This window comes from Streptomyces purpureus, assembly GCF_014648195.1.
GTDB classification, from domain to species: Bacteria; Actinomycetota; Actinomycetes; order Streptomycetales; family Streptomycetaceae; genus Streptomyces; species Streptomyces purpureus.
Genome location: NZ_BMQQ01000001.1, coordinates 64,941 through 87,871, shown reverse-complemented (window position 1 = coordinate 87,871; position 22,931 = coordinate 64,941). Strand labels below are relative to the sequence as shown.

Genomic DNA, 22,931 nt, shown 5'->3' with positions numbered 1-22,931 from the left:
CGGGACGACAGGATTTGAACCTGCGACCCCTTGACCCCCAGTCAAGTGCGCTACCAAGCTGCGCCACGTCCCGGTGCCCGTCTGACCTGGGGTTTCCCCCGGCCGAACGCGCATGAGAACAATACCGCACTTCCCCCGGTGGTCACGAACCGCTTTCCGGCCGGGTGGGCCGCACGGTCTGCGCATGGACGGCCACCCGGCGTGAAGAACGCGCTTTCTAGGCTGTCGCGCCTCGACACGCACCCGCGCGCCGGGCAACGGACGCCCCAGAGGGGTCCAGTCCGGTCGAGAACAGCGCTGAATCGGTCCTGCCGCGACGCCCCGCGGGGGCACCTGTGAGCGCTGAGGCGGTCCTCGGCCGCTCCGTACCGCCGGGGCGGGCATCACATGCCCATGGCATGTGGCAGAAAGATGCGCACCGGGAATGCCCTACGAACAGGACCCGTCGGGCCGCTACCATGCGGAACATACCATTCACACAGAGTCAACAGTCCCGCTTTCGGACAAAGACGGTTGGGCGCTTGAGAGGCTTCGAAAAGATCAACATCATGAGGTAGTCGGCCTGTTCACGACGGGACCACTGCCGATGCACCACCTGCTCGAACAACGGCGCGAGCAGAGGTTTCGCAGGGGAGGGCTCGGATGGACGGCTACTTCGCCAGTCGGCTGCATCACCAACTCCGCGAGAACGTCAGGCACTTCGCGGAGACGGAGGTGCGACCGCAGATCTCCGCCATGGAGGCGGCCCGGGGCGTGCACCAGGAGCTGTCGCGGCTGATCGCCCGGCAGCGCTGGATCGGTGCGACGATCGGCCGGGACCACGGCGGGCTGGGTGTGGGGCACCTGGGCAAGACGATCATCATCGAGGAGCTGGCCCGGGTCAGCGGCGCCATGGGCGCCATGGTCCAGGCCTCGCAGCTCGGCGCCGCCAAGATCGTGCACTTCGGCAGCGACGAGCAGAAGAAGACCTGGCTGCCGCCGATCGCGGCCGGCGAGTGCCTGCCGACGATCGCGGTGACCGAGCACGAGTCCGGCGGTCATGTCCTCGGCATGAGCGCCTCCGCCGTGCGCGACGGGGACGACTATCTCCTCAACGGCCGCAAGGTCTACGTGGGCAACAGCCATATCGGCGATCTGCATGGCGTCGTGGTGCGCACGGGGCCCGGCTCCCGGGGGCTGACGGCCTTTCTCGTCGAGTCCGGCCGGCCGGGCCTGCGGGTGGGGCCGCAGCAGCCCACGATGGGCCTGCACGGCTTCGGCTTCGGCGAGCTGATCTTCGAGAACTGCCGGGTCCCGGCCTCGAACCGGCTCGGCGAGGAGGGCGACGGGCTGGCGGTGGCGTACTCCTCCAGCGTGCTCTACGGGCGGGCCAATCTCACCGCCGTCTCGCTCGGGATCCACCAGGCGATCGTCGAGGAGACCACCCGGTTCTCCGCCGAGCGGATCCGCTACGGCCAGCCGCTGCACGAACTGCCGTCGGTGAAGCTGAAGCTGGGTCAGCTCCAGTCGAGGCTGATGACCGCCCGGCTGGCCGCGTACCACGCGGTGCATCTGCTCGACCAGGGGCTGCCGTGCGACGCGGAGCTGATGAACGCCAAGCTGGTCAACGTGGAGTCGGCGCTCGACTCGGCCCGTAACGCGATGGAGATCCACGCCGCCGCGGGGCTCTTCACCGACCGCCCCATCGAGCGCTATCTGCGCGACGCCCACCACATCTTCGCGCCGGCCGGCACCTCGGACGTGCAGCTGCTGCGGCTCGCGGAGGTCGCCCTCGGTACGGCGAAGGGGCAGTGGTCGCAGCGGCTCTCCGACGTGGTGCGGATGGAACCCGCGTACTGACACGCCGCCCGCGTGGGCGGGCCCCGGGCAGGCCCTCACGCCCTGCCCGGGGGCCCGCGCCCGCCGCCGTGCTCCGTGCCTCAGATGCCGCCGTCCTCCCGGCGGTGGATCTGCTCGACCAGTTCCGCCGCGAGCGACTTGATCGTCTCCAGACCGGCCCTACCCCACGCCCGCGGTTCGGTGTCGACCACGCAGATCGTGCCGAGCGCGATGCCCGTACGGTCGATGAGCGGGGCGCCGAGATAGGAGCGGATGCCGATCTCGTCGACGACCGGGTTTCCGGCGAAGCGGGGATAGTCGCAGACGTCCTCCAGGACCAGGGCCTTGCGGCGCACCACCACATGCGGGCAGTAGCCGTGGTCACGGTCCATGAAACGGCCGACGTCGCTGCTCGACGCGGCCACCGCACCGAGGTCGGCGCCGGTGTGCGCACCGGAGGGGGTGTGCAGCCCGGCGAAGAACTGCCGTTTCTCGTCGATGAAGTTGACCATCGAGTACGGCGCGCCGGTGACGTCGGCGAGTTTACGGGCGAAGGCGTCGAAGGCCGCTTCGGGCCGCTCCCCCAGTCCCAGCTGCCGCAGGCGCCGTACCCGGACGGGAGCTTCGCGGTCGATGGGCGTCAGCAGCAGATGGCCGGTCGGGTCGTACGTCATGACGGAGCTCCATAGCTCGGCGCCGGGGCCGGGGTGGTGGTGAGCAGATGCTGGACGAGGGTGACCAGGGTCTGGATGCCGGAGCTGGCGGTCCGGGCGTCGCACAGGACGACCGGCACATCCGGTTTGAGATCGATCGCGGCCCGGACCTCGTCCGGTTCGTAGCGGTAGGAGCCGTCGAACTCGTTGACGGCCACGATGAAGCCGATGTCGCGGCGTTCGAAGAAGTCGACGGCGGAGAAGGAGTCCTGGAGCCGGCGCGTGTCGGCGAGGACGACCGCGCCGAGCGCGCCCTCGGAGAGCTCGTCCCACATGAACCAGAACCGCTCCTGGCCCGGGGTGCCGAAGAGATACAGCACATGCCGCTCGTCGAGGGTGATGCGGCCGAAGTCCATGGCGACCGTGGTGGTGGTCTTGGACTCGATCCCCTCCAGGCTGTCGTGGGCGACGCTGACCTGGGTGAGCAGCTCCTCGGTGGAGAGCGGCTCGATCTCGCTGACGGCCCCGACGAAGGTGGTCTTGCCGACCCCGAATCCTCCGGCGATCAGGATCTTCAGCGCGGTGGGGAAGGCGTCGTGCAGGGGGTCGTCGGGCTGCCCGGGGGCCGCGGCGGGGTGGGTGTTCTCTCGGCGCTCAGAGCCGTCGTCGTAGGCCATCGAGCACTGCCTCCAGCAAGGAACGGTCGGTGGGGTTGCCGTGAAGCCGGGGCGCCCGTGCGGTGAGTGCCCCGCAGTCCACGAGATCGGAGAGCAGCACCTTGGTGACGACCGCCGGCAGGCGTAAGTGGGCGGCGATCTCCGCGACCGAGGTCGGCCCCTCGCACAGCCCCAGAGCGAGGGCGTGCTCGGGGCCGAGGGGTGACTGGGGCTGCGAACCGGTCGCCATCACCAGGGAGAGAAGGTCCAACGCGGCCGTCGGCCGGGTCCGGCCGCCGCTCACCGTGTACGGGCGGATCAGCCGGCCGGCCGCGTCGTCGAGCCAAGGCCCGTCCTGGGGGGACGGCACGCTCAGTGCCCCCTCGCGCCGGGGGCCGCCGCGGCCTGTCTGGCCGGGGTGATCAGGTACGGGCGCACGCTCTTGACCAGCATCGCCATCTCGTAGCCGAGGACCGCGGCGTCCGCCTCGCGGCCGGCGAGGACGGCCAGGCAGGTGCCGGAGCCGGCGGTGGAGACGAACAGCAGGGTGGAGTCCAGTTCGACCACGACCTGGCGGACCTCTCCGCCGTCGCCGAAGCGGGCGCCGGCGCTGCGGCCCAGTGAGTACAGGCCGGAGGCCAGGGCCGCCATGTGGTCGGCGCTGTCGGGGTCGAGGCCGTGCACGGATTTCACCAGGCCGTCGGAGGAGAGAAGGACCGCGTTCCGGGTGTGCGGGACCCGCTGGACCAGGCCGCTGAGCAGCCAGTCGAGATCCGAGGAATGGCCGTTCGGCACATCGCTCGCCATGGTGCATCTACTCCTTGGGAGATTCGTCGTGTCGCTGTGGTGCGAAGGGGGTGTCGCTGCGCGGGGGCTGGGACTCGGCGAGTCCGATCCCGCGCTGGAAGGCGGCCATCAGGCCGGGGTCGTGCAGCGGCGGTTCCTCGGCTCGGCGGACGACGGGCTCCTCGCGCAGCTGCGGTACGAGGTGTTCCTGGGCGCGCCGCTTGGGCAGCCGGGGCCGTTCCGGTTCGCCGGGTCCGTGGTGGCCGCCGTGAGCCTGGGCGCCCGGCGGGGCCGCTGCCGGGGTGGGCCGCTCGCTCCGCTCGCCGCGGATGGGCAGCGGCGCGGGGGGTGTGGCGCCGGTGGCCGGTGGGGCGTGGTGCTCCGCCTGGACCGGGATGCCGGGCGCGGACGTGGTGTACGTCAGCGTCCGGGGGGCCGGTTCGGGCGCCGCGCCCGGCACGGCCCGGGGGGCCGGTGCGCCGGCGGGCAAGGACGCTTCGGCGGGCCGGGGGGCGTCGGCCGGGGCGAGGCCTTCCGCCTCGGGGCCGAGGAGTCCGTGCGGCAGGACCAGGACGGCCTGTACGCCGCCGTAGATGTTCGACTGGAGCCGGACGGCGATGCCGTGGCGCCGGGCGAGGGCGGAGACGACGAAGAGTCCGATCCGGCCGTCCTGCAGCAGGTGCGCCACATTGACCTGGTCGGGGTCGGTGAGCAGGGCGTTCATCTTGTTCTGCTCGGTGATCGGCATGCCTAGGCCCCGGTCCTCGACCTCGACGGCGAGCCCGGCGGCCACGTGCTGGGCGCGCAGCAGCACGGTGGTGTTCGGCGCGGAGAACAGCGTGGCGTTCTCGACGAGTTCGGCGAGGAGGTGGATGACGTCGGCGACGGCGTGGCCGCGCAGGGTGCCGTCGATCGGCGGCACGAGCTTGACCCGGGGGTACTGCTCGACCTCGGCGATGGAGGAGCGCAGCACCTCGGTCATGGTGACGGGGTTGGACCACTGACGCCGGGAGATGGCGCCGCCGAGGACGGCGAGGTTCTCGGCGTGCCGGCGGATGCGGGTCGCCAGGTGGTCGACGTGGAACAGGCCCTTGAGCAGCTCGGGGTCCTCGACCTCGTTCTCCAGCTCGTCGAGGAGCTGGATCTCGCGGTGCACGAGGGACTGGAGCCGGCGGGCCAGGTTGACGAAGACCTCCACCTTCTGTTCGTTGCCGACGCTGCTGGAGAGCTGGGAGGCCTGCACGACGGCCGCCACGGCGGCGTCGTGGGACCGGTTCAACTCCTGTTCCAGCAGCTCGAATTCGTCGGACCCGACGGCGGGGGGCGGCGTCTTGGCGCGGGCCGGGGGGCCCTCGCCGCGGCGCAGCAGCTCCACGATGGTGAGCAGGTCGTTCTGGCCGCGGGCCGCGGTGCGGCGCATGGCCTGGCAGCGGTCCTCCACGGACTTGGCGGCGCGGTCCGCCCCCCGTACGGCGGCGGCCACCCCGGCGGCGGCCACCGCGGCGGAGCCGACGAGCGCGGCCAGCAGGCCGGGCGTGGGGGCGGCTCCGGTGGAGCGGAGGGTGAAGAGCACCGCGGCCGCCCCCCCGAGGGCGACCACGACGGCCGGCAGCACGGAGGTGCGCAGCAGTTGGGGGCGTATGCGGGCTTCCGGAACGAGCGGCGCGGTCCTCCCCGTGGCGGAGTGGGAACGGGCGCCTGGCCGGCCGTGCCGCCCGCCCTCACGGCGGTCCGGCCGCGCGGCGGGTGCGCGAAGTTGAGACATCAGCGTCCTTGGTACGTGGGTCCCAGGAATCGGCGTACTGCGAGGTGTGCGAGGTGTTTTCGCTTCGGCGCACGGATGGACACGGCTGAGTGCCATGAGCCCACCGTTGATCACCGGACACACACGGTAGTCGTGTTGCGTTCATGTGCGGTGGGCAGTTGACAACTTTGCCCGCCAAGCGTCCCGCTCTGGTATGAGGCCTCGCACGGCCGCCCGAAAACGCTGCGTTGACCCCCGGTTCAGGCGGTGGGTGCGGCCTCCTGGCTGTCCCGCCCTTCGTCCCGGCCGCTGGCCACGGGCTCCTTCGGGGTGGCCGCCAGGGTGGCGGGGGTCTGCCCGCGGGTGGTCACGTGGCCGGCTTCGGCGGGCCGCGGCGCATGCGCGACATCCCGCCACCATGGCGCGTCCGGTACCTTCGCGGCGGCCGGAAGGTGACCCAGCGGCCACCTCGCCGATGGTGCCACCGATGACCGCGGTCCTCATTCGCCGTCGTGCTTCCGACCGGCGCGGGGTAGGCATGTTCCGTTGTTTGTTCAGTGGGGTATGTGATGAATAGGTCCCCCTGAGGGAGGCTGATTCGATGCCGTGGTTCGTATGGTTGCTCGCCGCCGCGGCACTTGGTGTCGCGGAGTTCTTCACCCTGACGCTGGTTCTCGGGTTGCTGGCGGGTGCCGCCTTGGTCGCCGCTGTGGTCGCCGGTGTGGGCGTCGGCCTTCTCGGCCAGCTCGTGGCGTTCGGAGTGGCAGCGGCAGCGGGTCTTCTCGTCGTGCGTCCTGTCGCGCTGCGGCAGATGAGACAGGCACCCCTCTCACGTGAGGGAAGCGATGCGCTGATCGGCAAGCGGGCGGAGGTCATGCAGGAGGTCACCGCGAGCCGCGGCCTGATCAAGATCTCTGGTGAGGAATGGTCCGCTCGCGCCCTCGACGAAAGCCAGGTGATCCCGGTGGGAGCGCTGGTGGATGTCATGGAGATCGACGGCGCTACGGCGGTTGTCTACCCCCGTGAACTCCTTCCGTGATCGGCTGAACACATCCTGACGGAGGAATTGTGGATCCGGTTGTCATCCCGATTCTCGTGGCGGCGATCGTCGTCGTCTTCCTCATCGCCTCCACGGTGCGGATCGTCCCGCAGGCGCGCCGATACAACATCGAGCGCTTTGGCCGCTACCGGCGGACGCTGCAGCCTGGCCTCAACTTCGTCCTGCCAGTGGCGGATCGGATCAACACCAAACTCGACGTGCGCGAGCAGGTGTATTCGTCCGCCCCCAAGCCGGTGATCACCGAGGACAACCTCGTGGTGAACATCGACACCGTGCTCTACTACCAGATCACCGACCCGCGGGCGGCGGCCTACGAGGTCGCTGACTACCTGCAGGCGATCGATCAGCTCACCGTGACCACGCTGCGGAACGTCATCGGCTCCATGGACCTGGAGCAGACGCTCACCTCTCGCGAGGAGATCAACGCGCGGCTCCGCGCCGTCCTCGACGACGCCACCGGCAAGTGGGGCATCCGGGTCAACCGCGTCGAGATCAAGGCCATCGATCCACCGCACACCATCAAAGAGGCGATGGAGAAGCAGATGCGGGCCGAGCGTGACAAGCGCGCGGCCATCCTGCACGCCGAAGGGGAGCGGCAGGCCAAGATCCTTACCGCGGAGGGTACGAAGCAGAAGGACATCCTGGAAGCTCAGGGCACGCAGCAGGCCATGATCTTGCGGGCGGACGGCGAAGCGAAGGCGGTGGAGCGCGTCTTCCAGGCCGTTCATCGCAACAACGCCGACCCGAAGGTCCTGGCCTACAAGTACCTCGAGACGCTCCCGCACCTGGCGAAGAGCGACAACAACACCTTCTGGGTGATCCCGGGCGAGCTGACCGAGGCAGTTCGCGCCGTCACCCACGCATTCGGCGATCAGTCGGCGATGGGTCTTCCCGCATCCGCGCAGCCGCAGGAAGCAGCGACCACGGGCGCCGAGGGCACGCCGGACGAAGACGCGGCTCCGGAGCTCGAGGCAGGCTCGCCGCTTCCGCTCGACGCTGCCACGGCTGCCGATGAGGTCGCGAGGCAGGCCGCCGCCGTAGTGAGCGACGCGAAGGCCGAAGCCGAAGCCGCGGGGGCGTCCCAGGTGCCGGGCCGGGGAACAAACTCCGGCGACTGAGCACCGAGGTCGTCAATGACGTCGGCCAACTCGCGCGCCGCTCGGCGACCACGGGGGGGGGTTCACCCGTTTCCGTGTGCTGCTCGGACCGCTGTCCGTGCTGCTCTTCCACCGCGCGGCCCGGGAGCCCGAGTTCCGGACGGCGCGGGGGCCCGGGAACCCTCGTGGAGTCACTGACCCTGTGGAGCTGGCTGCAGCGACGCCGCCCGCCTCCGGCTCCTCGATCGGAGCCGTGTCCGGAGGTCGCCGGACGATCTCGCGGGAGGGTGATCCAGCGGACGTCGTGAGTGGGCCGGATACCCTCGTACGAAGGTCAGTCCGCCGTGCGGGAACGCGGGGCCGGAAGTTGGAAAAGGCTCGGCAGTCTGCGCAGGGCCTCGCCGTCGCCGGTCGCCGTCGCGGCGCCGGCCTCGATCGCGTCGGAGAAGGTCAGCCTGCGGGCAGTCACGCCGACGAACGCCTCCTCCGTGATGGTGATTCTCGCGTCCGGGTACTGCGCCGGCCCGTGGACCGTCTCGACGGTGCCGTCGTCGACGCGGGCATGGAGAATCTCGTCGTCGACGTGGAACTCGTACACCGCGCGCAGTCCCGCAGCGGCATCGGGGTCGAAGCAGGCCCGCAGGCCGAGCACGGCCCAGCCGGCATGGAAGGTCTCGTCCTCGCGGCGCTCGCCCATGGCCCACCTCAGGCCCCACCGGGCCAGCGCCAGGACGGCGGGGCCGAGTTCCTGGCCCGCCTCGGTGAGCGCGTACGCGGGGGTGCGGGCCGGCGGCGGCAGGGTGACCTTGCGGGCGAGTCCCTCGCGTTCCAGGTGCTTCAGCCGGGCCGCGAGCAGGCCGGTGCCGAGCCCGCGCAGGCTGGCTTGGAGGTCGCCGTACCGCTTGGGCCCGGTGAGCAGTTCGCGGATGAGCAGCAGGGTCCAGCGCTCGCCGACGAGGTCGAGGGTGCGCGCGGTCGCGCAGTACTGGTTGTACGTTCGCTGCTCCACGCCCTCACTCTAGACTTCCCCCTTCCTGTTCTTGAAGCGCCGCCGGATGTCCGGGTACGTCCAGGAGCAGCCGGGCGAGCGGCACCGGGTCGGTCAGCATCACGTCATGCGGGCCGTCGAGCGCGAGCGTCCGGTAGCCGAGGGCGGCGCCGAAGCGGTCGAACGGGTAGGCCGCGGGCCGGCAGTGGACGGCCGTGCCGGGGATCCGGTCGACGGCGCCGCTCAGCCGCGTGGCCTCGGTGAACGTGCGCAGCGCCTGCGGGACGAGGCGCTCGGCAAGCCAGGCCGCGTCGACGGCGTCGACGACGCCGAAGGCGGCCGGGGACGGGGCCGGGATGTGCCGCCTGTCGCCGGACGTCCCTGCCGCCGCGCGCATGGCGGTGACGAAGGCGTCGGGCGCCAGTCCGAACATGCTCACCCCGTCGGGTCCGGCCCAGCCGTCCACGAGGACGAGGCGGTCGACGGCGCGGGGCCTCAGGTCCGCCGCCTCCCGGACGACGAGACCGGCGTAACTGTGGCCGACGAGGACGAGTTCCTCTCCTTCCGGGGCGGTGTCGAGGGCGGCGGCGACCGTCCCGGCGTCGTGGTGGAGCCCGCGGTCGCCGGACGCGCCGAGGTCCGGGGTGAGCGTGCGGGCCCCGGCGGCGTGCAGCAGGGGGACGACCCGGTCCCAGGCCCAGGGCCCGTGCCAGGCGCCGTGGACGAGTACGTACGTGGTCATCGGTGCTCCTCGCGCAGAAACGGCAGGACGTCGTCGGCGAACTCCTCCAGGTCCGCCTCGTGGTCGTCGGTGGCCAGGCGGATCACCAGGTGCCGGGCACCGGCCGCGACGTAGCCGGCGAGCCGGTCGACGGCCTGGCGGGGGGTGCCGGCGAACAAGGCCTGGACCGACGCGATCTTCTCCAGCGGCGCGTCGTAGTAGCACTCGACGCTCGCCCTCAGCCGCATACCCGCCCTCTCCGCGTCCCGGTCCACACAGAGCGTCGCGTACAGAGCGGGGGTGACGGGGCGGCGGGGCGTGCGCCCTCCTCGATGCTGCGGAGTTCGTCCGCGACCGTACGAAGGTCCTCCGCGTACGTCGCCGTCGTGGGCGGGTACGGCAGCCAGCCGTCGGCGAGGCGGGCCACGCGCCGCAACGCCGGGCCGCCGGTTCCGGCCAGCCAGACAGGCGGGCCGCCGGGGCGGGACGGCGGGGGAGCGATCCGTACGTCCGAGAAGGCGAAGTGCTCTCCTCGGTACGACACCTGCTCTCCCGACCAGAGCAGTCGCATGGCGTCGACGGACTCCTCCAGGCGGCTGATCCGGCGGCCGAACGGGACGCCGACGGCCGTGAACTGGGCCCGGGTGTCCGGGTTCGGGAAGCCGCCGCCCATACCGGCGATCAGCCGTCCGCCGGACAGCCGGTCGAGGGTGGCGAGCTGGTGCGCGAGGAGGATCGGGTGGCGCAACGCGGGCAGCAGTACCGCCGTTCCCAGCGCGACCCGTTCGGTGGCCTCGGCCACGGCCGCCAGGAGCAGCAGCGGATCCGCCCGTGGTCTGGTCACGGGGCTGTCCCCTGCCCAGACGGAGTCGAACCCGAGCCGCTCGGCCCGCCGGGCCTGGGCGACGAGCCGTCCCGGTTCGTGCTCTGCCCGAACCGTCTGGTCGCGCGTCGGCAGTAAGTACCCGATCTTCAGCCCTGACATCGCCCCTCCCCGGGGTCGTGGGTCTCCGGAGCTTCCCGGCCCGTCGACCTTAGCCTGTACTTCCTGATTTTGGAGTGCAGACTTTTAAATCAAGAAGTCGCGAAGGGTGATCTTGAATCCCTCGGCCCTGGGGCGGTCAGCGTCCGGGCGACGAGGCCCGCTCCGGCGCCGCCGCGACCAGGCCGGGCTCGTGGGCCCCGGCCGGCCGCACCGTGTCACGCCCGGCCACCAGCGAGACCTCTGCCCGGCCGCGGCCACGCACATCACCGCCAGCGGCGCCTCCCAGCCGGAACTGACCGTGTGCAGCAGGCCGAAGACCACGGGGCCGACGGCGGCGAGGAGGTAGCCGACCGACTGCGCCATCGCCGACAGCGCGCCTGATCCGGCCGCGTCCTCGGCACGCATGCCGAGGAACGCCAGCGCCAGCACCAGGCAGGTGCCTCCGCCCAGGCCGAGGACGACGCTCCACGGCAGCGCCAGCTCCGGGGCCACCAGGAGCCCGAGGTAGCCGAGCGGCAGGACGGCCGAGCACACCGTCGCCGGCGCCCGCTGGTCGCGGGTCCAGCGCAGCGCGCCCGGCACCGCCAGGCTGGTCAGCACCGCGACCGCCTGGAACAGGAACAGCAGCCATTCGGCCGTGGCCGCGCTGACGCCGTTGTCCTGGAAGACCTGGGGCAGCCACGTCACGACCACGTAGAAGCCGAGCGACTGCAGTCCCATGAACGCGGTGACCGCCCAGGCGGGGCCGGACCCCCAGGGCAGCCGGTGCTGTGCGCGCGCCGTCTGCGGGGCGGGCGGCGCGGCGCATCTGCGGCAGCCACAGCAGAAGGGCCACCAGCGCGATCACGACCCAGCAGCCCAGCGCGGTGTACCAGCCACCGGGTGCGACCTCACTGATCGGTACCGCCACCCCGGACGCCACCGCGGCGACGCCGCCCATGACCGTCGCGTACGCGCTGGTCAACAGACCCACCCTCGTAGGGAAATCACGCTTGATCAGGCTCGGCAGCAGCACGTGCCCACGGCGATGCCCGCTCCGATCAGGGACGGTCCCCGTGAACAGGCCGGCCGCCGACGGCACCCACAGGACCGCGATGCCCAGTGTCAGCACGACCAGCGCCGCGCCGAGCAACCGTTCGTCGCCCCACCGGGCGGCGAGCCTGGGCACCATCGCTTCCGGTCGATCGCCGGCGGCACCGGGCTGCTCGACGACGCCGAACCGAACCTCAACCGCTATCTGTTCACCGACCCCGGGCCCGGACGTTCTTCACCGACTGGGACGACGTCGCGGACCAGCTGGCCTTCGACCTGTGGCAGGCGCCGTCCCTCGAGAACCTCGAATGGCTCACCTCCGAGCTCACCCCCGTGGCCGGGCCCGAGTTCACCGACCGCCTCGCCCGGCACGTCGTACCGCGCCACGCAGTCCTCCGGCTCGACCACCCGGACGGTCACCGGCTGCACCTGCCCCGCGAGACGCTCGAACTGCCCATGGGCGCCCAACAGTTGGCCGTCTTCCTCCCCGAATGCGATCGGACGGCCCAAGCCGTCGACCAGCTCCGGCTCAAGTCCCACGTCCGGCTCCGGTCCAGACCCTCCGGCATCCGCGCAGCCCGGGCAAAGTCGTCCCCGATCGTCATCACCGCTCGCCCGCGAGGTCGAGATCGTCGCTGCGCGGCTCGGCAACGACCTCAGCAGGCCGGGGGCGGCTCCACGGATGCGCATTCGGATGCGACACAGCCCGCCACCACGGCTCCACGGGCAGCTTCCCCGCGGGCTCGAAGGGCTCGCCCGGCCTGGGGAGTGCCACCGTCTGGCCGGCCTCCTCGGCAGCGTCCTTCGTCCACTCACCTGGCTCGGCCCAGGGGTGTGGAGCCAGGTTGAAGGTGCCCCAGTGGATCGGCAGCATGATTCCGGCGGGGGCGCCGCCCTGGAGGTCGAGGTGGGCGCGCATTCCCTCGGCCGGGGTCATGTGGATGTCGGGCCAGTACTCCGAATAGGCGCCGATCTGGATCATCGTCGCGTCGAACGGGCCATGTGCCGCGCCGATCTCCTGGAAGCCGGGGAAGTAGCCGGTGTCGCCGCTGTGGTAGACGCGGTGCTCGGGGCCGGTGGCGACCCAGGAGGCCCAGAGGGTGTGCTGCTGGTTGCGCAGGCCGCGGCCGCAGAAGTGGCGGGCGGGCGTCGCGGTCAGGCGTACGTCCTTGACCTCGGTCGACTCGTTCCAGTCCAGTTCCCGCAGCCGCGAGTGGGCCACACCCCAGCGCTCCAGGTGGGCGCCGACGCCCAGCGGGACGGCGAAGACGGTGTCCGTACCGGCCAGGGCGCGGATGGTGGGGAGGTCGAGGTGGTCGTAGTGGTCGTGGGAGATGACCACGGCGTCGACCGGGCCGAGGGCGGCGAGCGGCAGGGGCACGGGGTGCAGCCGCTTGGGGCCGGCGAAGGAGAACGGCGAGCAGCGTTCGCCCCAGACCGGGTCGAAGAGCACCCGGTGGCCGTCGATCTCGGCGAGGACGCTGGAGTGTCCCATCCAGGTGAGCCGCAGGCCCGAGGCCGGGGGCCGGGCGAGGTCCGTGGCGGTGGTGGGGTGGAGCGGGACCGGCAGGGCGGGGGCCCGGTGCAGCCGGGCGTCCTTGCTGAAGTAGATCTTGGCGAAGTCCAGGGCGGAGCCGGAGGGTCTGTGCCGGGCGGCGACGGGGTTCTGGAAGACCCCGTCGGCGAAGTTCGGCGAGCGGCGGATCCGCTCCATCCGGGCTCCGGTGGGGTCCGCGCCGAAGGCCGCGGGCCGCAGGGAGCGAAGCCGGGCACGCAGCGGATGATCGGAGCCAGCGCCGGTCACAGCACCTCCTGATGTTCGGGCTCGTTCCATTATGGGCAGGCCGCCCGGCGCGGCGAGGAGCCGCGGCTCCTGGCACCGGTGGCCCAGGGGGGCCGGAGGACCCCCTGACCTGGGAACGTTCTCGCAGGTCGCTGGGGTTCCGAAGGGACGTGGGAGAAATCTTCGCCCCCTGATGTCACATCCGGCCGCTCTCCGTCCGTCGCATCGGTGAAGGCCGCCCGGGCAGGGCGGCGCCCGCGACACCGAGGAGGCCCATGATGGCCCGCATCCCGCTCACCCCGCCCCGCTCCCTCTTCCTCCGGGCCGTGGAGTGGTACTCGAAGCGGACCTACGGCAAGATCGTCGACCCGGTCCGCGCGCTCGCCCACCATCCGGGTGTGCTCCGTGCGGATCTGCTCTTCGAGATGGCCGTGGCTCGCTGGAACAAGCTGGACGAGGACCTGAAGGCGCTGGCTGTCATGGCGTCGGCGGCCTCGATCGGCTGCGGCTGGTGCATGGACTTCGGCCACTGGGAGAACACCCGGCGCGGCATGGACGCCAGGAAGATCCAGGACGTGCCGTTCTGGCGGGACAGCGACGCGTACACGCCGCTGGAGCGGGACGTGATGGAGTACGCCGAGGCCATGACCGCGAATCCGCCGACGGTCGGTGACGAGCTCGCCGGGCGGCTGCTCGGTGCGCTGGGCGAGCCGGCGTTCGTGGAGCTGACGGCGATGGTGGCGGTGGAGAACCTGCGCTCGCGGATCAATTCCGCGCTGGGGCTCACCAGCCAGGGGTTCAAGGATCAGTGCGAGGTCCCCGCGCCGACGGCGACCGCCGCGGCGGCGCGTCCGGTGGGCTGAACGCCCTGAAGACCCCGGGCACCCGGGACCTTCAGGCGGCCGCGCCCCCGCCCGTACGGTCAGGGCGGGGGCGCGGGCGTGCCCGGAGGGTTCAAAGGCAGCAGGTTGGGCCGCTTGGGCTCGGACGTGGTCGCCGGAGGACTCGCCGCGACCCGTCAGGCTTCAAAGGGGCAGGAGATCCGGCCGCTTGGGCTCGATGTGGTCGCCGGAGGACTCGCCGCGCAGCCGGCGGCCGATCCAGGGCACGAGGTACTCGCGCGCCCAGTTGATGTCGTCGCGGCGCACCTCCAGCGTGCCGCGCGGCGGCTGCGGCGGCCAGGGCTGGTCGGGGTCGGCGGGCACGTCGATGCCGAGGACCTGGCCGGCGCGGAGCGCCACCCGGGTGTGGCCCTCGGCCGAGAGGTGGAGCCGGTCGTCGTCCCAAGCCCGCCTGTCCTGGATGGACTTGAGCGACCACAGGTCCAGGACCGGGCAGCCGTAGCGGTCGGCGACGGCCCGCACATGGCCGTTGTACGTGGCGATCTTGCCGCGCAGATGGCGCAGCAGGGTGACGCCGCGGGTGTCGAAACCGGTGGTGATCATGACCGTGCCGACGGCCGAGGTGAGGTCGGCGACGGCACGCTCGAAGCGCTCGGCCACCTCGTCAGGGTCGGTGCCGGGACGGATGATGTCGTTGCCGCCGGCGCAGAAGGTCACGAGTTCCGGGGCGAGTTCCTTCGCCCGGGGCACCTGCTCCTCGACGATCTGGTCCAGGAGGCGGCCACGGACCGCGAGGTTGGCGTAGCGGAAGGTGTCGTGTTCGGCCTCCGGCAGCCGGTCGGCGAGCAGGACCGCCAGCCGGTCGGCCCATCCGACGAAGGTGCCGTCGGGGCCTGGGTCACCGACGCCTTCGGTGAAGCTGTCACCGATCGCCGCGTACGAACGGAACATGTCTGCTGCGGATACGTCTGTGTCTTGTGCTCTCGAACCGTCTGCCACGGGAGCACATCTTTCCCTTATCCGTGTGACCTACGCGACCGTAAGGAGGGGTTGACGTGGCGTGACATATACCACCGGTCAAGATTCGCCCAAGCCGGAATAGTGCCGGCAATGGGCGAAGGCCCGGCACTCAAGTGCCGGGCCTCGCGCGGCGCGTGGCGCCGGACGGGGTGTCAGAGGGACACGCCGTGCGAGCGCAGGTACGCGACCGGGTCGATGTCGGAGCCGTAGCTCGGGCCGGTGCGGATCTCGAAGTGCAGGTGCGGACCGGAGGAGTTGCCGGTGGAACCGGACAGGCCGATCTGCTGGCCGCCGCTCACGCTCTGGCCGGAGGAGACCGAGAGGGAGGAGAGGTGGGCGTACTGCGAGTAGGTGCCGTCGGCGTGCTGGATGACGACCTCGTTGCCGTACGCGCCGCCCCAGCCGGCCGAGACGACCGTGCCGGCGCCGACCGCCTTGACGGTGGTGCCGGAGGAGGCGGCGAAGTCGACACCGGTGTGGTAGCCGGAGGACCACATGGCACCGGAGGCGCGGTACTGGGTGGTGACGGAGGCGCCGTCGAGCGGGGCCGTCCAGCTGGAGGAAGTGGAGGTGGCGGGGGCGGCCGGGGCGGCGGCGCGCTCGGTGGAGCGGGAGCTGCGGGCCGTCTCGTCGGCGGACTTCTCAGCCTTGGGCGCGGCCTTGGCGGCGGCCTTCGGGGCGCTCTTCGCAGCGGCCTTGGGGGCGGCCTTCTTCGGGGCGGCCTCGGCCTTCGCGGTGGACTTCGCGCCCAGGGTGAGCTTCATGCCCGGATGGATGAGAGAGGGATTGTCGCCGACGACCTCGCGGTTGTCCGCGTAGAGCTTCTGCCAGCCGCCGCGCACGTCGTGCTCCTCGGCGATCTTCGACAGGTAGTCGCCGGGCACGACCGAGTAGACCTTCGGCGTGGCCTTGGCGGCCTTGGCGGGCGGCTGAGCGGCCGGCTGCTGGGCGGCCTGCGCGACGGCCGTGTTCGGGGCCACGGCGGGGGCGGCCTTGTCGGCGGCGTGGGCTCCGGCCGCGCCGATCAGCGGCAGGGCGAGGGCGGCGCCACCCGTACCGGCGGCGACGAATCCGCGCGTGATCGGGTTGGCCTTGGGACGGCGATGCTTACCCTTCGCGGGCATGGCGAATTCCTCTCCGGCGCCTGCGAGGTGAGCTGTCGGGTTCGGGCTGGAGATGCCCGGTCGCACTTGCGCGACTTCACCCCGAGCCGTTTCCGGAATTCCGGTGACGGCGTTCTACCTGGGTCCCCCGCTCCTGCCACACGTGGATGGGTGCGGATTCCGGACGGTGGCAGGATTCGGCGGTCCATCCGGATTGGTCGTGACCGTAGACGAGCGGGTCGGCGGGAACAAGCCTTCGTTTTCAACGGGCATTCCAGGCCGCGATATCGGCCCCGAATTCCGGTCACCCTCCGTCCACGCCGGAGCGTCAATTGCCGCCGTGAGCAAGGAATTCAAAAAAGGATCTTCGCCACGGAACGTCACGTTTATGACGCTGCTCACGTGACAGAACCCATCTCCCTTGCTACCGGGGCACGTTATCCCTAACAGCCCAATACGGACAGAAGACTCATTAGCACCAGTTCCGCCGGAAGGGGTGCGCATCGTGGGTCCTGGCCGAGATGATTGCCCCAGGAACCGATGTCGTATCGTCGAGCCCGCGCCACGTCGGCGATCAGCGTCGGCGGCAGAACACCTTCAGGAGCTCTCGTGACGCAGCAGCTGCCGCAGGTCCCGTCGACCGAACCCGAGCTGGCAGGAGTCCGGAACTTCCGGGACGTGGGTGGCATGCCGACCGTCGACGGCCGGACCGTGCGCCACGGACGGCTCTTCCGCAGCGGGCACCTCGCCCACGCCACGGCCGACGACGCCGCCTTCCTCGCCGGACTCGGACTGCACACCGTCTTCGACTTCCGCAACGAGGCCGACCGGGCGGTGGAGGGCCTCGACGTCGAGCTGCCGGGTGTACGGAATGTGAACATTCCGCTCAACGACCCTGCCGACGGGAAGGAGTTCTGGAAGATGGTCAGCAGCGGCGACCTCGACCAGCTCCACTCCCTCCTCGGCGACGGCAAGGCCGCGGCCCGGATGACCGAGACGTACCGCCAGATCATCACCGAGCGCACCGCCGAGCACAGCGGCGTCCTGCACGCCATCGCCGAGGACAGCGTCCCGGCGCTGATGCACTGCGCGGCCGGCAAGGACCGGGCGGGGCTCTCGATCGCCGTGACCCTGCTCGCCGTCGGTGTCGAGCGCGACGCGATCGAGGCGGACTACCTCAAGTCCAACGACCCGCACCGCCGCTACAAGGTGCGCCGCAGCAGCGACGCGCCCGACGCCATGTCCCCCGAGGTGATGGGGCTGCTGAGCCCGCTCTTCGACGCCCGCGCCGAATACCTCGACGCGGCATTCGAGACAATCGTGGCGAACTGGGGCAACACCGAGCGGTATCTCACCGAGGGGCTGCGACTGACCCCCGAGACCCGCGAGCGGCTGCGCGAGCGCCTCCTCCACTGACCGCGCGTCGACCGGCCAGGGCCTACTGGTTCTGGCCGCCGAGCACGAACAGCAGGTAGAGGAAGGCCGCGAAGAGGTGCCCGGCGACCAGATACGCGAAGAGCCGGATGATCAGCCCCCTCGGGAACTTCTTCTCCTCACGGCCAGACATGGGTACGGATTTAACCGGCTTGTCGGACATGGTCGGCATCCTTACGGGGCAGGGACGGTCACCGGCGCGGGGCTTCGGCGCCCAGACACAGGTCGGCGGCGGGGCTCTGCAGCAGGGTGTGGACGAAGAGCAGCTCGGCGCCCTGCCGGGTGGCGGCGCCGATGCGGTGCGGGGTGAGCGAGTCGAAGTGCGCGCTGTCCCCCGCGTCGAGCACATGCGCCACGTCACCGAGGACGAGCCGGACCCGGCCGTCGAGGACGTACAGCCACTCCTCCCCCGGGTGGACCCGGACGAGGTCGCCGCTGGTCGCGTACGGCACCTGCACCCGCAGGGCCTGCATGGCGCGGCCCGGGCCGCCGGCCTGGTGGTAGATCCAGCCGTCGGCCTCGGCCGGCTCGGCGCGTCCGGCCCGGACGATCGGGTCACGTTCGGGCGGCGTCTCACCGAGCAGCTCGGAGACGGTCGTACCGTAGATCCGGGCGAGCGCCAGCAGCATCGGCAGCGACGGCTGGCGGCGGCCGGTCTCCAGCCGGGAGAGATGGGCGGGTGAGAGGCCCGCGCGGCGGGCCGCGGCCTCCAGGGTGAGCCCGCGCCGGCGGCGCAGCCCGCGCAGCTGCGGGGCGACGTCGGGCAAGGTCTCGTCAGCTGCTTCGGGCGAGGCGTCGTCCGCCCCGCCGACAGGGGTGCTCATGCGTCCATTGCGCCAGGATTTTTCCTCTGGGGCAATTTGCTTGCCTCAGAGGCAAATATCGATGGCCGCGGGTCAGCGCTGGGCGACCGCCTGCTTCACGAGCGTACGGCCGAACTCCCACATCAGTCCCCCGCCCCCATGGGCGTCGTCCATCACGGCGGTGAAGGCCGTGACAAACCGCTCGACGTCCGCCTCGTCGATCACCAGCGGCGGAATCAGCTTGATCACTTCCAGATGGTCGCCGGAGACCTGGGTGAGGATGTGGTGGCGCTGGAGCAGCGGTACGACGACCATCTGGGCGAAGAGCCCCTTGCGGGCCGTCTGGAGCATGGTCCAGCGGCTGCGCAGCCCCAGCGAGGTGGGGCGCCCGAACTCGATCCCGATCATCAGACCCCGGCCGCGTACCTCGTGGAGCAGCTCGTAGCGGGGTACGAGGGCGGTGAGCCGGCTCTTGAGCAGCTCGCCCGTGCGCCGGACGCGGGCGACGATCTCCTCGTTCTCCAGCACCGACAGGACGGCCAGACCGGCCGCCATGGCCTGCGCGTTCGCGCCGAAGCTGGCCGAGTGGACCAGGACCCGGTCCATGGACGAGTAGACCTTCTTGAAGATCCAGTCCTTGCCGAGGGTGGCCCCGACGGGGACGTAGCCGCCGGAGAGGGCCTTGGCTACGCACACCAGGTCCGGTTCGACGCCGGGCTCGTGCTGGTAGGCGTAGAAGTCCCCGGTCCGGCCGAGCCCGGTCTGCACCTCGTCGGCGATCAGCAGGGCCTTGTGCCGGCGGAGCAGCTCCTGGGCGGCGCGCAGGAAGCCGGGCGGGGCCTCGTGCACGCCCTTGCCCTGGATGGGCTCCACCACGAAGGCGGCGACGTCGCCGCGCTTCAGCTCGCGCTCCAGGGCGTCGAGGTCGCCGAGCGGGATCGCGGTGTCGGGCAGCAGCGGCGCGAACCCGTCGCGGAAGCCGCTCTCGCCGTTCACGGACAGGGAGCCGGTGGTCAGCCCGTGGAAGGCGTGGTCGCAGTAGAGGATCCTGGGGCGTCCGGTGGCGTAGCGGGCGAACTTCAGAGCGGTCTCCACCGCCTCCGTACCGCTGTTGCCGAAGAACACCCGGTCCAGGTGGGGGCTGTGGGTGAGGAGTTTCTCGGCGAGCAGGCCGGGCAGCGGCTGGCAGTCGAAGCGGGTGAGGTCGGCCAGCTGGGCGTCGAGGACGTCGTGCAGGGCCTTGCGGACGACGGGGTGGTGGCGGCCGAGGCCCATCACCCCGAAGCCAGCGAGCATGTCGAGATGGTCGTTGCCGTCGGCGTCCCAGAAGTGGGCGCCCTCGGCCCGTTCGTAGTACCGGTCGAAGCCGATGGTGTGCAGCATCCGCGGCAGCTGGTGGTTGAGGTGCCGGCTGTGCAGCTCGTAGCGCTCGCCGCCGCGCTCGGCGAGCAGGCGGGCGAGGTCGAAGTCCTTGCTCATCCGTCGTTCTCCTTGAGCTCCTCGCGGGTGAGCGCGGCGCTGATCCGGCCCGCGATCTCCACCGGGGTCAGCCCGATGTCGGCGAGCACCTCACCACGCTTGGCGTGGGCGAGGAACTGCTCGGGGATGCCGAAGGTCCGCAGCAGTACGTCCACCTCGGCGTCGCGCAGGGCCTGCCCGACCGCCCAGCCGACACCGCCCGTACGGCTGTTGTCCTCGACGACCGCGACGAGCCGGTGGAGCCCGGCGAGCGGGACGAGCTCCTCGTCGACGGGCTTGACCCAGCGCGGGTCGACGACCGTGCAGCGCACTCCCCGCCCGGCCAGCAGGTCGGCGGCCTGGAGGCAGACCGGCGCCATCACCCCGACGGCGACGAGCAGCACATCGGCGTCCTCCTGCGCCCGCAGCACGTCCATGCCGCCGATCCGGGCGACCGCGGGCAGCGCCTCCCCCACCGACTCCTTGGGGAAGCGGATCACGGTGGGCGCGTCGTCGACGTCGACGGCCTCGCGCAGCTGCGCGCGCAGCTGGTCGGCGTCGCGTGGCGCGGCGATCCGCAGGCCGGGCACGACCTGGAGGATCGACATGTCCCACATGCCGTTGTGGGAAGGCCCGTCGGTGCCGGTGACGCCGGCCCGGTCCAGGACGAAGGTGACACCGCACTTGTGCAGCGCCACATCCATCAGCACCTGGTCGAAGGCGCGGTTGAGGAAGGTCGCGTAGACGGCGACGACCGGGTGGAGTCCGCCGGTGGCCAGGCCGGCGGCGCAGACGGCGGCGTGCTGCTCGGCGATGCCGACGTCCCAGACCCGGTCGGGGAAGAGCTCGGCGAACTTGGTCAGGCCCACGGGGTGGAGCATCGCGGCGGTGAGCGCGACGACGTCCGCGCGCTCGGCCCCGATGGCGGCGATCTCGTCGCCGAAGACCGACGTCCACGACGGCGGGCCGGCCGGCAGCAGCGGCGCGCAGGTGAGCGGGTCCATCATCCCGACGGTGTGGAAGCGGTCGGCGTCGTCCTCGAGGGCGGGCGGATAGCCGCGTCCCTTCTCGGTCAGACAGTGCACCAGTACGGGCCCGTGGAACCGTTTGGCCCGGCGCAGCGCCGCCTCCAAGGCGGCGATGTCGTGCCCGTCGACCGGCCCGAGGTATTTGAGTCCGAGGTCCTCGAACATGCCCTGGGGGGCGAAGGCGTCCTTGAACCCCTTCTTGGCGCCGTGCAGCGAGCCGTACAGCGGCTGTCCGATAAGGGGCGTGTGCTGGAGGAACTCCTTCCCCCAGGCGAGGAACTTCTCGTACCCGTCGGTGGTACGGAGCGTGGCGAGGTGGCCGGCGAGGCCCCCGATCGTCGGGGCGTAGGAGCGTTCGTTGTCGTTGACGACGATGATCAGCGGCCGGTCCCGGGCGTCGGCGATGTTGTTGAGCGCCTCCCAGGCCATGCCGCCGGTGAGCGCGCCGTCCCCGATGACCGCGACCACATGGTCGTCGCCGCCGCGTACCTGCCGGGCCTTGGCGAGGCCGTCGGCCCAGCCGAGGACGGTGGAGGCGTGCGAGTTCTCGATGACGTCGTGCGCGGACTCCTCCCGGGAGGGGTAGCCGGACAGGCCGCCCTTTCCGCGCAGCTTGGAGAAGTCCTGGCGGCCGGTGAGGAGTTTGTGGACGTACGACTGGTGCCCGGTGTCCCAGAGGATGCGGTCGGCGGGCGAGTCGAAGACCCGGTGCAGGGCGATGGTCAGTTCCACCACCCCGAGGTTGGGCCCCAGGTGGCCGCCCGTTCTCGCCACGGCCTCGATGAGGAACTGCCGGATCTCCTCGGCGAGTTCGTCGAGTTCCGCCTCGGTGAGCGCGGTGAGGTCGTGCGGCCCCTGGATGTCCTCCAGCAGTGTCACGCTCCAGCCCCCCTTTTTCACCCGTGGCTTCCCGAGACGGTCTCGCGGGCCGCGCGCAGGGACTCCTTCAGGGAGCTCATGGTGGCGAGGACGGCGGTCGGTTCGTAGCCGCAGTGCGCCATGCAGTTGGCGCAGCGCGGGTCCTTGCCTCGGCCGTACTTGTCCCAGTCGGTCTCCTCGATGAGCTGTCGGTACGTCGGCACGTACCCGTCGCTCATCAGGTAGCAGGGCCGCTGCCAGCCGAAGAGCGAGTAGTTCGGGATCGCCCACGCCGTGCAGGGGAAGTCGGCCTTGCCCTCCAGGAAGTCCAGGAAGAGCGGCGAGTGGTTCAGCCGCCAGCGCCGGCGGTTGCCGCCCGCGAAGGACTTGCGGAACAGCTCGCGGGTCTGCTCGACACCGAGGAAGTGCTCCTGGTCCGGTGCCTTCTCGTAGGCGTACGCGGGCGAGATCATCATCTCGTCGACCTTCAGGTCGTCGTTGAGGTAGTTGAGGACCTCGATGACGGTCTGCGGGGTGTCGGTGTTGAAGAAGGTGGAGTTGGTCGTCACCCGGAAGCCGCGGCGCTTGGCCTCCTTGATGGCCGCCACCGCCTCGTCGAAGACGCCTTCCTTCGCGACGGACTCGTCGTGCCGCTCCCGCAGCCCGTCGATGTGGACGGCGAAGGCGAAGAAGGGCGAGGGGGTGAAGTCCTCGATCTTCTTGCGCAGCAGCAGCGCGTTGGTGCAGAGGAAGACGTACTTCTTCTTCGCGACCAACTGCCGCACGATCTCGTCGATCTGCGGGTGCATCAACGGCTCGCCGCCCGCGATGGAGACCATCGGCGCGCCCGATTCGAGCACCGCGCCGACGGCCTGGGCGACCGGCATACGCTGTTTGAGGACGCCTGCCGGGTGCTGGATCTTCCCGCAGCCCTCGCATTTCAGATTGCAGGCGTAGAGCGGTTCCAACTCGACGATCAGCGGAAACTTCTCGCGTTTGCGGAGCTTCTGTTCAAAGAGATAGGTCCCGACCCGGACGGTCTGGCGGAGCGGCATGGCCATC

At 71.0% G+C, this 22,931-nt stretch carries 23 protein-coding genes, 1 tRNA gene, 1 pseudogene and 1 riboswitch; of the genes and pseudogenes, 6 read left to right on the top strand and 19 right to left on the bottom strand.

All coding sequences use genetic code 11. The features are described from left to right. Nucleotides 1-73: transfer RNA gene (locus IEZ01_RS00400), tRNA-Pro, on the bottom strand. Nucleotides 74-642: 569 nt separating this feature from the next. Between IEZ01_RS00400 and IEZ01_RS00395 the strand changes: the two genes are divergently transcribed. After that, complete coding sequence (locus tag IEZ01_RS00395) at nucleotides 643-1,839, top strand: acyl-CoA dehydrogenase family protein (RefSeq protein WP_189199224.1); 1,197 nt, start codon at nucleotides 643-645, stop codon at nucleotides 1,837-1,839. A gap of 80 nt (nucleotides 1,840-1,919) precedes the next feature. On the opposite strand, the gene IEZ01_RS00390 is transcribed toward IEZ01_RS00395, so the two are convergent. Genes IEZ01_RS00390 through IEZ01_RS00370 form a run of 5 tightly spaced genes read right to left on the bottom strand, consistent with a single transcriptional unit; the run spans nucleotide 1,920 to nucleotide 5,678 of the window. Next, nucleotides 1,920-2,492 carry a GAF domain-containing protein gene (locus tag IEZ01_RS00390; protein ID WP_019890694.1) on the bottom strand — a complete coding sequence of 191 codons (573 nt, stop codon included), beginning with the start codon at nucleotides 2,490-2,492 and terminating at the stop codon, nucleotides 1,920-1,922. After that, on the bottom strand, nucleotides 2,489-3,148 hold the full coding sequence (locus IEZ01_RS00385; protein ID WP_019890692.1) for a GTP-binding protein: 660 nt from the start codon (nucleotides 3,146-3,148) through the stop codon (nucleotides 2,489-2,491). The genes IEZ01_RS00390 and IEZ01_RS00385 overlap by 4 nt, the downstream gene beginning before the upstream one ends. After that, entirely contained in the window at nucleotides 3,126-3,497 is a 372-nt protein-coding gene (locus IEZ01_RS00380) for a DUF742 domain-containing protein (protein ID WP_019890691.1), read from the bottom strand. Before IEZ01_RS00380 ends, IEZ01_RS00385 begins: the two co-directional genes overlap by 23 nt. Nucleotides 3,498-3,499: 2 nt before the next feature. Next, nucleotides 3,500-3,934 (bottom strand): roadblock/LC7 domain-containing protein, encoded by a 435-nt coding sequence (locus IEZ01_RS00375; protein WP_019890690.1) that lies wholly within the window; start codon nucleotides 3,932-3,934, stop codon nucleotides 3,500-3,502. A gap of 7 nt (nucleotides 3,935-3,941) precedes the next feature. Next, entirely contained in the window at nucleotides 3,942-5,678 is a 1,737-nt protein-coding gene (locus tag IEZ01_RS00370) for a sensor histidine kinase (protein ID WP_189199222.1), read from the bottom strand. A 580-nt stretch (nucleotides 5,679-6,258) separates the two neighbouring features. Between IEZ01_RS00370 and IEZ01_RS00365 the strand changes: the two genes are divergently transcribed. Together IEZ01_RS00365 and IEZ01_RS00360 are read left to right on the top strand one after the other, a co-directional pair. Continuing rightward, nucleotides 6,259-6,696, top strand: a complete 438-nt coding sequence (locus IEZ01_RS00365; protein WP_019890687.1) for an NfeD family protein — start codon at nucleotides 6,259-6,261, stop codon at nucleotides 6,694-6,696. A gap of 29 nt (nucleotides 6,697-6,725) precedes the next feature. Beyond that, nucleotides 6,726-7,835 (top strand): SPFH domain-containing protein, encoded by a 1,110-nt coding sequence (locus IEZ01_RS00360; protein WP_019890686.1) that lies wholly within the window; start codon nucleotides 6,726-6,728, stop codon nucleotides 7,833-7,835. A gap of 313 nt (nucleotides 7,836-8,148) precedes the next feature. Here the strand turns inward: IEZ01_RS00360 and IEZ01_RS00355 are convergent, their stop codons facing one another. The 5 genes from IEZ01_RS00355 to IEZ01_RS34540 all read right to left on the bottom strand — a co-directional run bounded on the left by IEZ01_RS00355 (nucleotide 8,149) and on the right by IEZ01_RS34540 (nucleotide 11,228). Next, the gene (locus IEZ01_RS00355; protein ID WP_189199220.1) at nucleotides 8,149-8,823 is read right to left on the bottom strand and encodes a winged helix-turn-helix transcriptional regulator; all 675 of its coding nucleotides are present in this window, start codon (nucleotides 8,821-8,823) and stop codon (nucleotides 8,149-8,151) included. A 4-nt stretch (nucleotides 8,824-8,827) separates the two neighbouring features. Next, nucleotides 8,828-9,544 carry an alpha/beta fold hydrolase gene (locus tag IEZ01_RS00350; RefSeq protein ID WP_189199218.1) on the bottom strand — a complete coding sequence of 239 codons (717 nt, stop codon included), beginning with the start codon at nucleotides 9,542-9,544 and terminating at the stop codon, nucleotides 8,828-8,830. Next, the gene (locus tag IEZ01_RS34545; protein ID WP_229832549.1) at nucleotides 9,541-9,771 is read right to left on the bottom strand and encodes a hypothetical protein; all 231 of its coding nucleotides are present in this window, start codon (nucleotides 9,769-9,771) and stop codon (nucleotides 9,541-9,543) included. Before IEZ01_RS34545 ends, IEZ01_RS00350 begins: the two co-directional genes overlap by 4 nt. Next, nucleotides 9,762-10,508 (bottom strand): LLM class flavin-dependent oxidoreductase, encoded by a 747-nt coding sequence (locus IEZ01_RS00345; RefSeq protein ID WP_229832547.1) that lies wholly within the window; start codon nucleotides 10,506-10,508, stop codon nucleotides 9,762-9,764. Before IEZ01_RS00345 ends, IEZ01_RS34545 begins: the two co-directional genes overlap by 10 nt. An 84-nt stretch (nucleotides 10,509-10,592) precedes the next feature. Beyond that, nucleotides 10,593-11,228: an MFS transporter gene (locus IEZ01_RS34540; protein ID WP_229832545.1), complete on the bottom strand. Its 636-nt coding sequence runs from the start codon at nucleotides 11,226-11,228 to the stop codon at nucleotides 10,593-10,595. Nucleotides 11,229-11,609: 381 nt separating this feature from the next. Here IEZ01_RS34540 and IEZ01_RS00335 point away from each other — a divergent pair. Next, a pseudogene (locus tag IEZ01_RS00335) lies at nucleotides 11,610-12,005 on the top strand (MmyB family transcriptional regulator); the annotation flags it as partial. A 139-nt stretch (nucleotides 12,006-12,144) separates the two neighbouring features. Here IEZ01_RS00335 and IEZ01_RS00330 read toward each other — a convergent pair. Next, nucleotides 12,145-13,374, bottom strand: a complete 1,230-nt coding sequence (locus IEZ01_RS00330) for an MBL fold metallo-hydrolase (RefSeq protein WP_373287544.1) — start codon at nucleotides 13,372-13,374, stop codon at nucleotides 12,145-12,147. A 224-nt stretch (nucleotides 13,375-13,598) separates the two neighbouring features. Here IEZ01_RS00330 and IEZ01_RS00325 point away from each other — a divergent pair, with 224 nt between their 5' ends. After that, nucleotides 13,599-14,186 carry a carboxymuconolactone decarboxylase family protein gene (locus IEZ01_RS00325; RefSeq protein WP_308427117.1) on the top strand — a complete coding sequence of 196 codons (588 nt, stop codon included), beginning with the start codon at nucleotides 13,599-13,601 and terminating at the stop codon, nucleotides 14,184-14,186. Between the two features lie 162 nt (nucleotides 14,187-14,348). On the opposite strand, the gene IEZ01_RS00320 is transcribed toward IEZ01_RS00325, so the two are convergent. Further along, nucleotides 14,349-15,116, bottom strand: coding sequence for an SGNH/GDSL hydrolase family protein (locus IEZ01_RS00320; protein WP_019890675.1), 768 nt, complete (start codon nucleotides 15,114-15,116; stop codon nucleotides 14,349-14,351). Between the two features lie 221 nt (nucleotides 15,117-15,337). Then, nucleotides 15,338-16,309, bottom strand: coding sequence for a M23 family metallopeptidase (locus IEZ01_RS00315; RefSeq protein WP_189199214.1), 972 nt, complete (start codon nucleotides 16,307-16,309; stop codon nucleotides 15,338-15,340). A 4-nt stretch (nucleotides 16,310-16,313) separates the two neighbouring features. Then, nucleotides 16,314-16,501: riboswitch (cyclic di-AMP (ydaO/yuaA leader) on the bottom strand. Between the two features lie 396 nt (nucleotides 16,502-16,897). Between IEZ01_RS00315 and IEZ01_RS00310 the strand changes: the two genes are divergently transcribed. Next, complete coding sequence (locus IEZ01_RS00310; protein ID WP_189199212.1) at nucleotides 16,898-17,704, top strand: tyrosine-protein phosphatase; 807 nt, start codon at nucleotides 16,898-16,900, stop codon at nucleotides 17,702-17,704. A gap of 22 nt (nucleotides 17,705-17,726) precedes the next feature. Here the strand turns inward: IEZ01_RS00310 and IEZ01_RS34535 are convergent, their stop codons facing one another. The 5 genes from IEZ01_RS34535 to hpnH all read right to left on the bottom strand — a co-directional run bounded on the left by IEZ01_RS34535 (nucleotide 17,727) and on the right by hpnH (nucleotide 22,930). Next, on the bottom strand, nucleotides 17,727-17,885 hold the full coding sequence (locus IEZ01_RS34535; RefSeq protein ID WP_019890670.1) for a DUF6126 family protein: 159 nt from the start codon (nucleotides 17,883-17,885) through the stop codon (nucleotides 17,727-17,729). A 28-nt stretch (nucleotides 17,886-17,913) separates the two neighbouring features. Continuing rightward, nucleotides 17,914-18,546: a helix-turn-helix domain-containing protein gene (locus tag IEZ01_RS00305; protein ID WP_189199210.1), complete on the bottom strand. Its 633-nt coding sequence runs from the start codon at nucleotides 18,544-18,546 to the stop codon at nucleotides 17,914-17,916. Between the two features lie 72 nt (nucleotides 18,547-18,618). After that, nucleotides 18,619-20,004, bottom strand: coding sequence for an aspartate aminotransferase family protein (locus IEZ01_RS00300; RefSeq protein ID WP_189199208.1), 1,386 nt, complete (start codon nucleotides 20,002-20,004; stop codon nucleotides 18,619-18,621). Beyond that, nucleotides 20,001-21,890, bottom strand: coding sequence for a 1-deoxy-D-xylulose-5-phosphate synthase (gene dxs, locus IEZ01_RS00295; RefSeq protein WP_189199206.1), 1,890 nt, complete (start codon nucleotides 21,888-21,890; stop codon nucleotides 20,001-20,003). Before dxs ends, IEZ01_RS00300 begins: the two co-directional genes overlap by 4 nt. Before the next feature lie 17 nt (nucleotides 21,891-21,907). Then, a complete protein-coding gene (hpnH, locus tag IEZ01_RS00290) occupies nucleotides 21,908-22,930 on the bottom strand; it encodes an adenosyl-hopene transferase HpnH (RefSeq protein WP_019890665.1) in 1,023 nt (340 codons plus the stop codon). Between the last annotated feature and the right edge of the window lies 1 nt (nucleotide 22,931).

Excerpts from the sequence above, each read along its gene's own strand:
- IEZ01_RS00395 (WP_189199224.1), top strand. The coding sequence starts at position 643 with ATGGACGGCTACTTCGCCAGTCGGCTGCATCACCAACTCCGCGAGAAC.
- IEZ01_RS00390 (WP_019890694.1), bottom strand. The coding sequence starts at position 2,492 with ATGACGTACGACCCGACCGGCCATCTGCTGCTGACGCCCATCGACCGC.
- IEZ01_RS00385 (WP_019890692.1), bottom strand. The coding sequence starts at position 3,148 with ATGGCCTACGACGACGGCTCTGAGCGCCGAGAGAACACCCACCCCGCC.
- IEZ01_RS00375 (WP_019890690.1), bottom strand. The coding sequence starts at position 3,934 with ATGGCGAGCGATGTGCCGAACGGCCATTCCTCGGATCTCGACTGGCTG.
- IEZ01_RS00370 (WP_189199222.1), bottom strand. The coding sequence starts at position 5,678 with ATGTCTCAACTTCGCGCACCCGCCGCGCGGCCGGACCGCCGTGAGGGC.
- IEZ01_RS00365 (WP_019890687.1), top strand. The coding sequence starts at position 6,259 with ATGCCGTGGTTCGTATGGTTGCTCGCCGCCGCGGCACTTGGTGTCGCG.
- IEZ01_RS00350 (WP_189199218.1), bottom strand. The coding sequence starts at position 9,544 with ATGACCACGTACGTACTCGTCCACGGCGCCTGGCACGGGCCCTGGGCC.
- IEZ01_RS34545 (WP_229832549.1), bottom strand. The coding sequence starts at position 9,771 with ATGCGGCTGAGGGCGAGCGTCGAGTGCTACTACGACGCGCCGCTGGAG.
- IEZ01_RS00345 (WP_229832547.1), bottom strand. The coding sequence starts at position 10,508 with ATGTCAGGGCTGAAGATCGGGTACTTACTGCCGACGCGCGACCAGACG.
- IEZ01_RS34540 (WP_229832545.1), bottom strand. The coding sequence starts at position 11,228 with ATGGGACTGCAGTCGCTCGGCTTCTACGTGGTCGTGACGTGGCTGCCC.
- IEZ01_RS00330 (WP_373287544.1), bottom strand. The coding sequence starts at position 13,374 with ATGGAACGAGCCCGAACATCAGGAGGTGCTGTGACCGGCGCTGGCTCC.
- IEZ01_RS00325 (WP_308427117.1), top strand. The coding sequence starts at position 13,599 with ATGATGGCCCGCATCCCGCTCACCCCGCCCCGCTCCCTCTTCCTCCGG.
- IEZ01_RS00320 (WP_019890675.1), bottom strand. The coding sequence starts at position 15,116 with ATGTTCCGTTCGTACGCGGCGATCGGTGACAGCTTCACCGAAGGCGTC.
- IEZ01_RS00315 (WP_189199214.1), bottom strand. The coding sequence starts at position 16,309 with ATGCCCGCGAAGGGTAAGCATCGCCGTCCCAAGGCCAACCCGATCACG.
- IEZ01_RS34535 (WP_019890670.1), bottom strand. The coding sequence starts at position 17,885 with ATGTCCGACAAGCCGGTTAAATCCGTACCCATGTCTGGCCGTGAGGAG.
- IEZ01_RS00305 (WP_189199210.1), bottom strand. The coding sequence starts at position 18,546 with ATGAGCACCCCTGTCGGCGGGGCGGACGACGCCTCGCCCGAAGCAGCT.
- IEZ01_RS00300 (WP_189199208.1), bottom strand. The coding sequence starts at position 20,004 with ATGAGCAAGGACTTCGACCTCGCCCGCCTGCTCGCCGAGCGCGGCGGC.
- hpnH (WP_019890665.1), bottom strand. The coding sequence starts at position 22,930 with ATGGCCATGCCGCTCCGCCAGACCGTCCGGGTCGGGACCTATCTCTTT.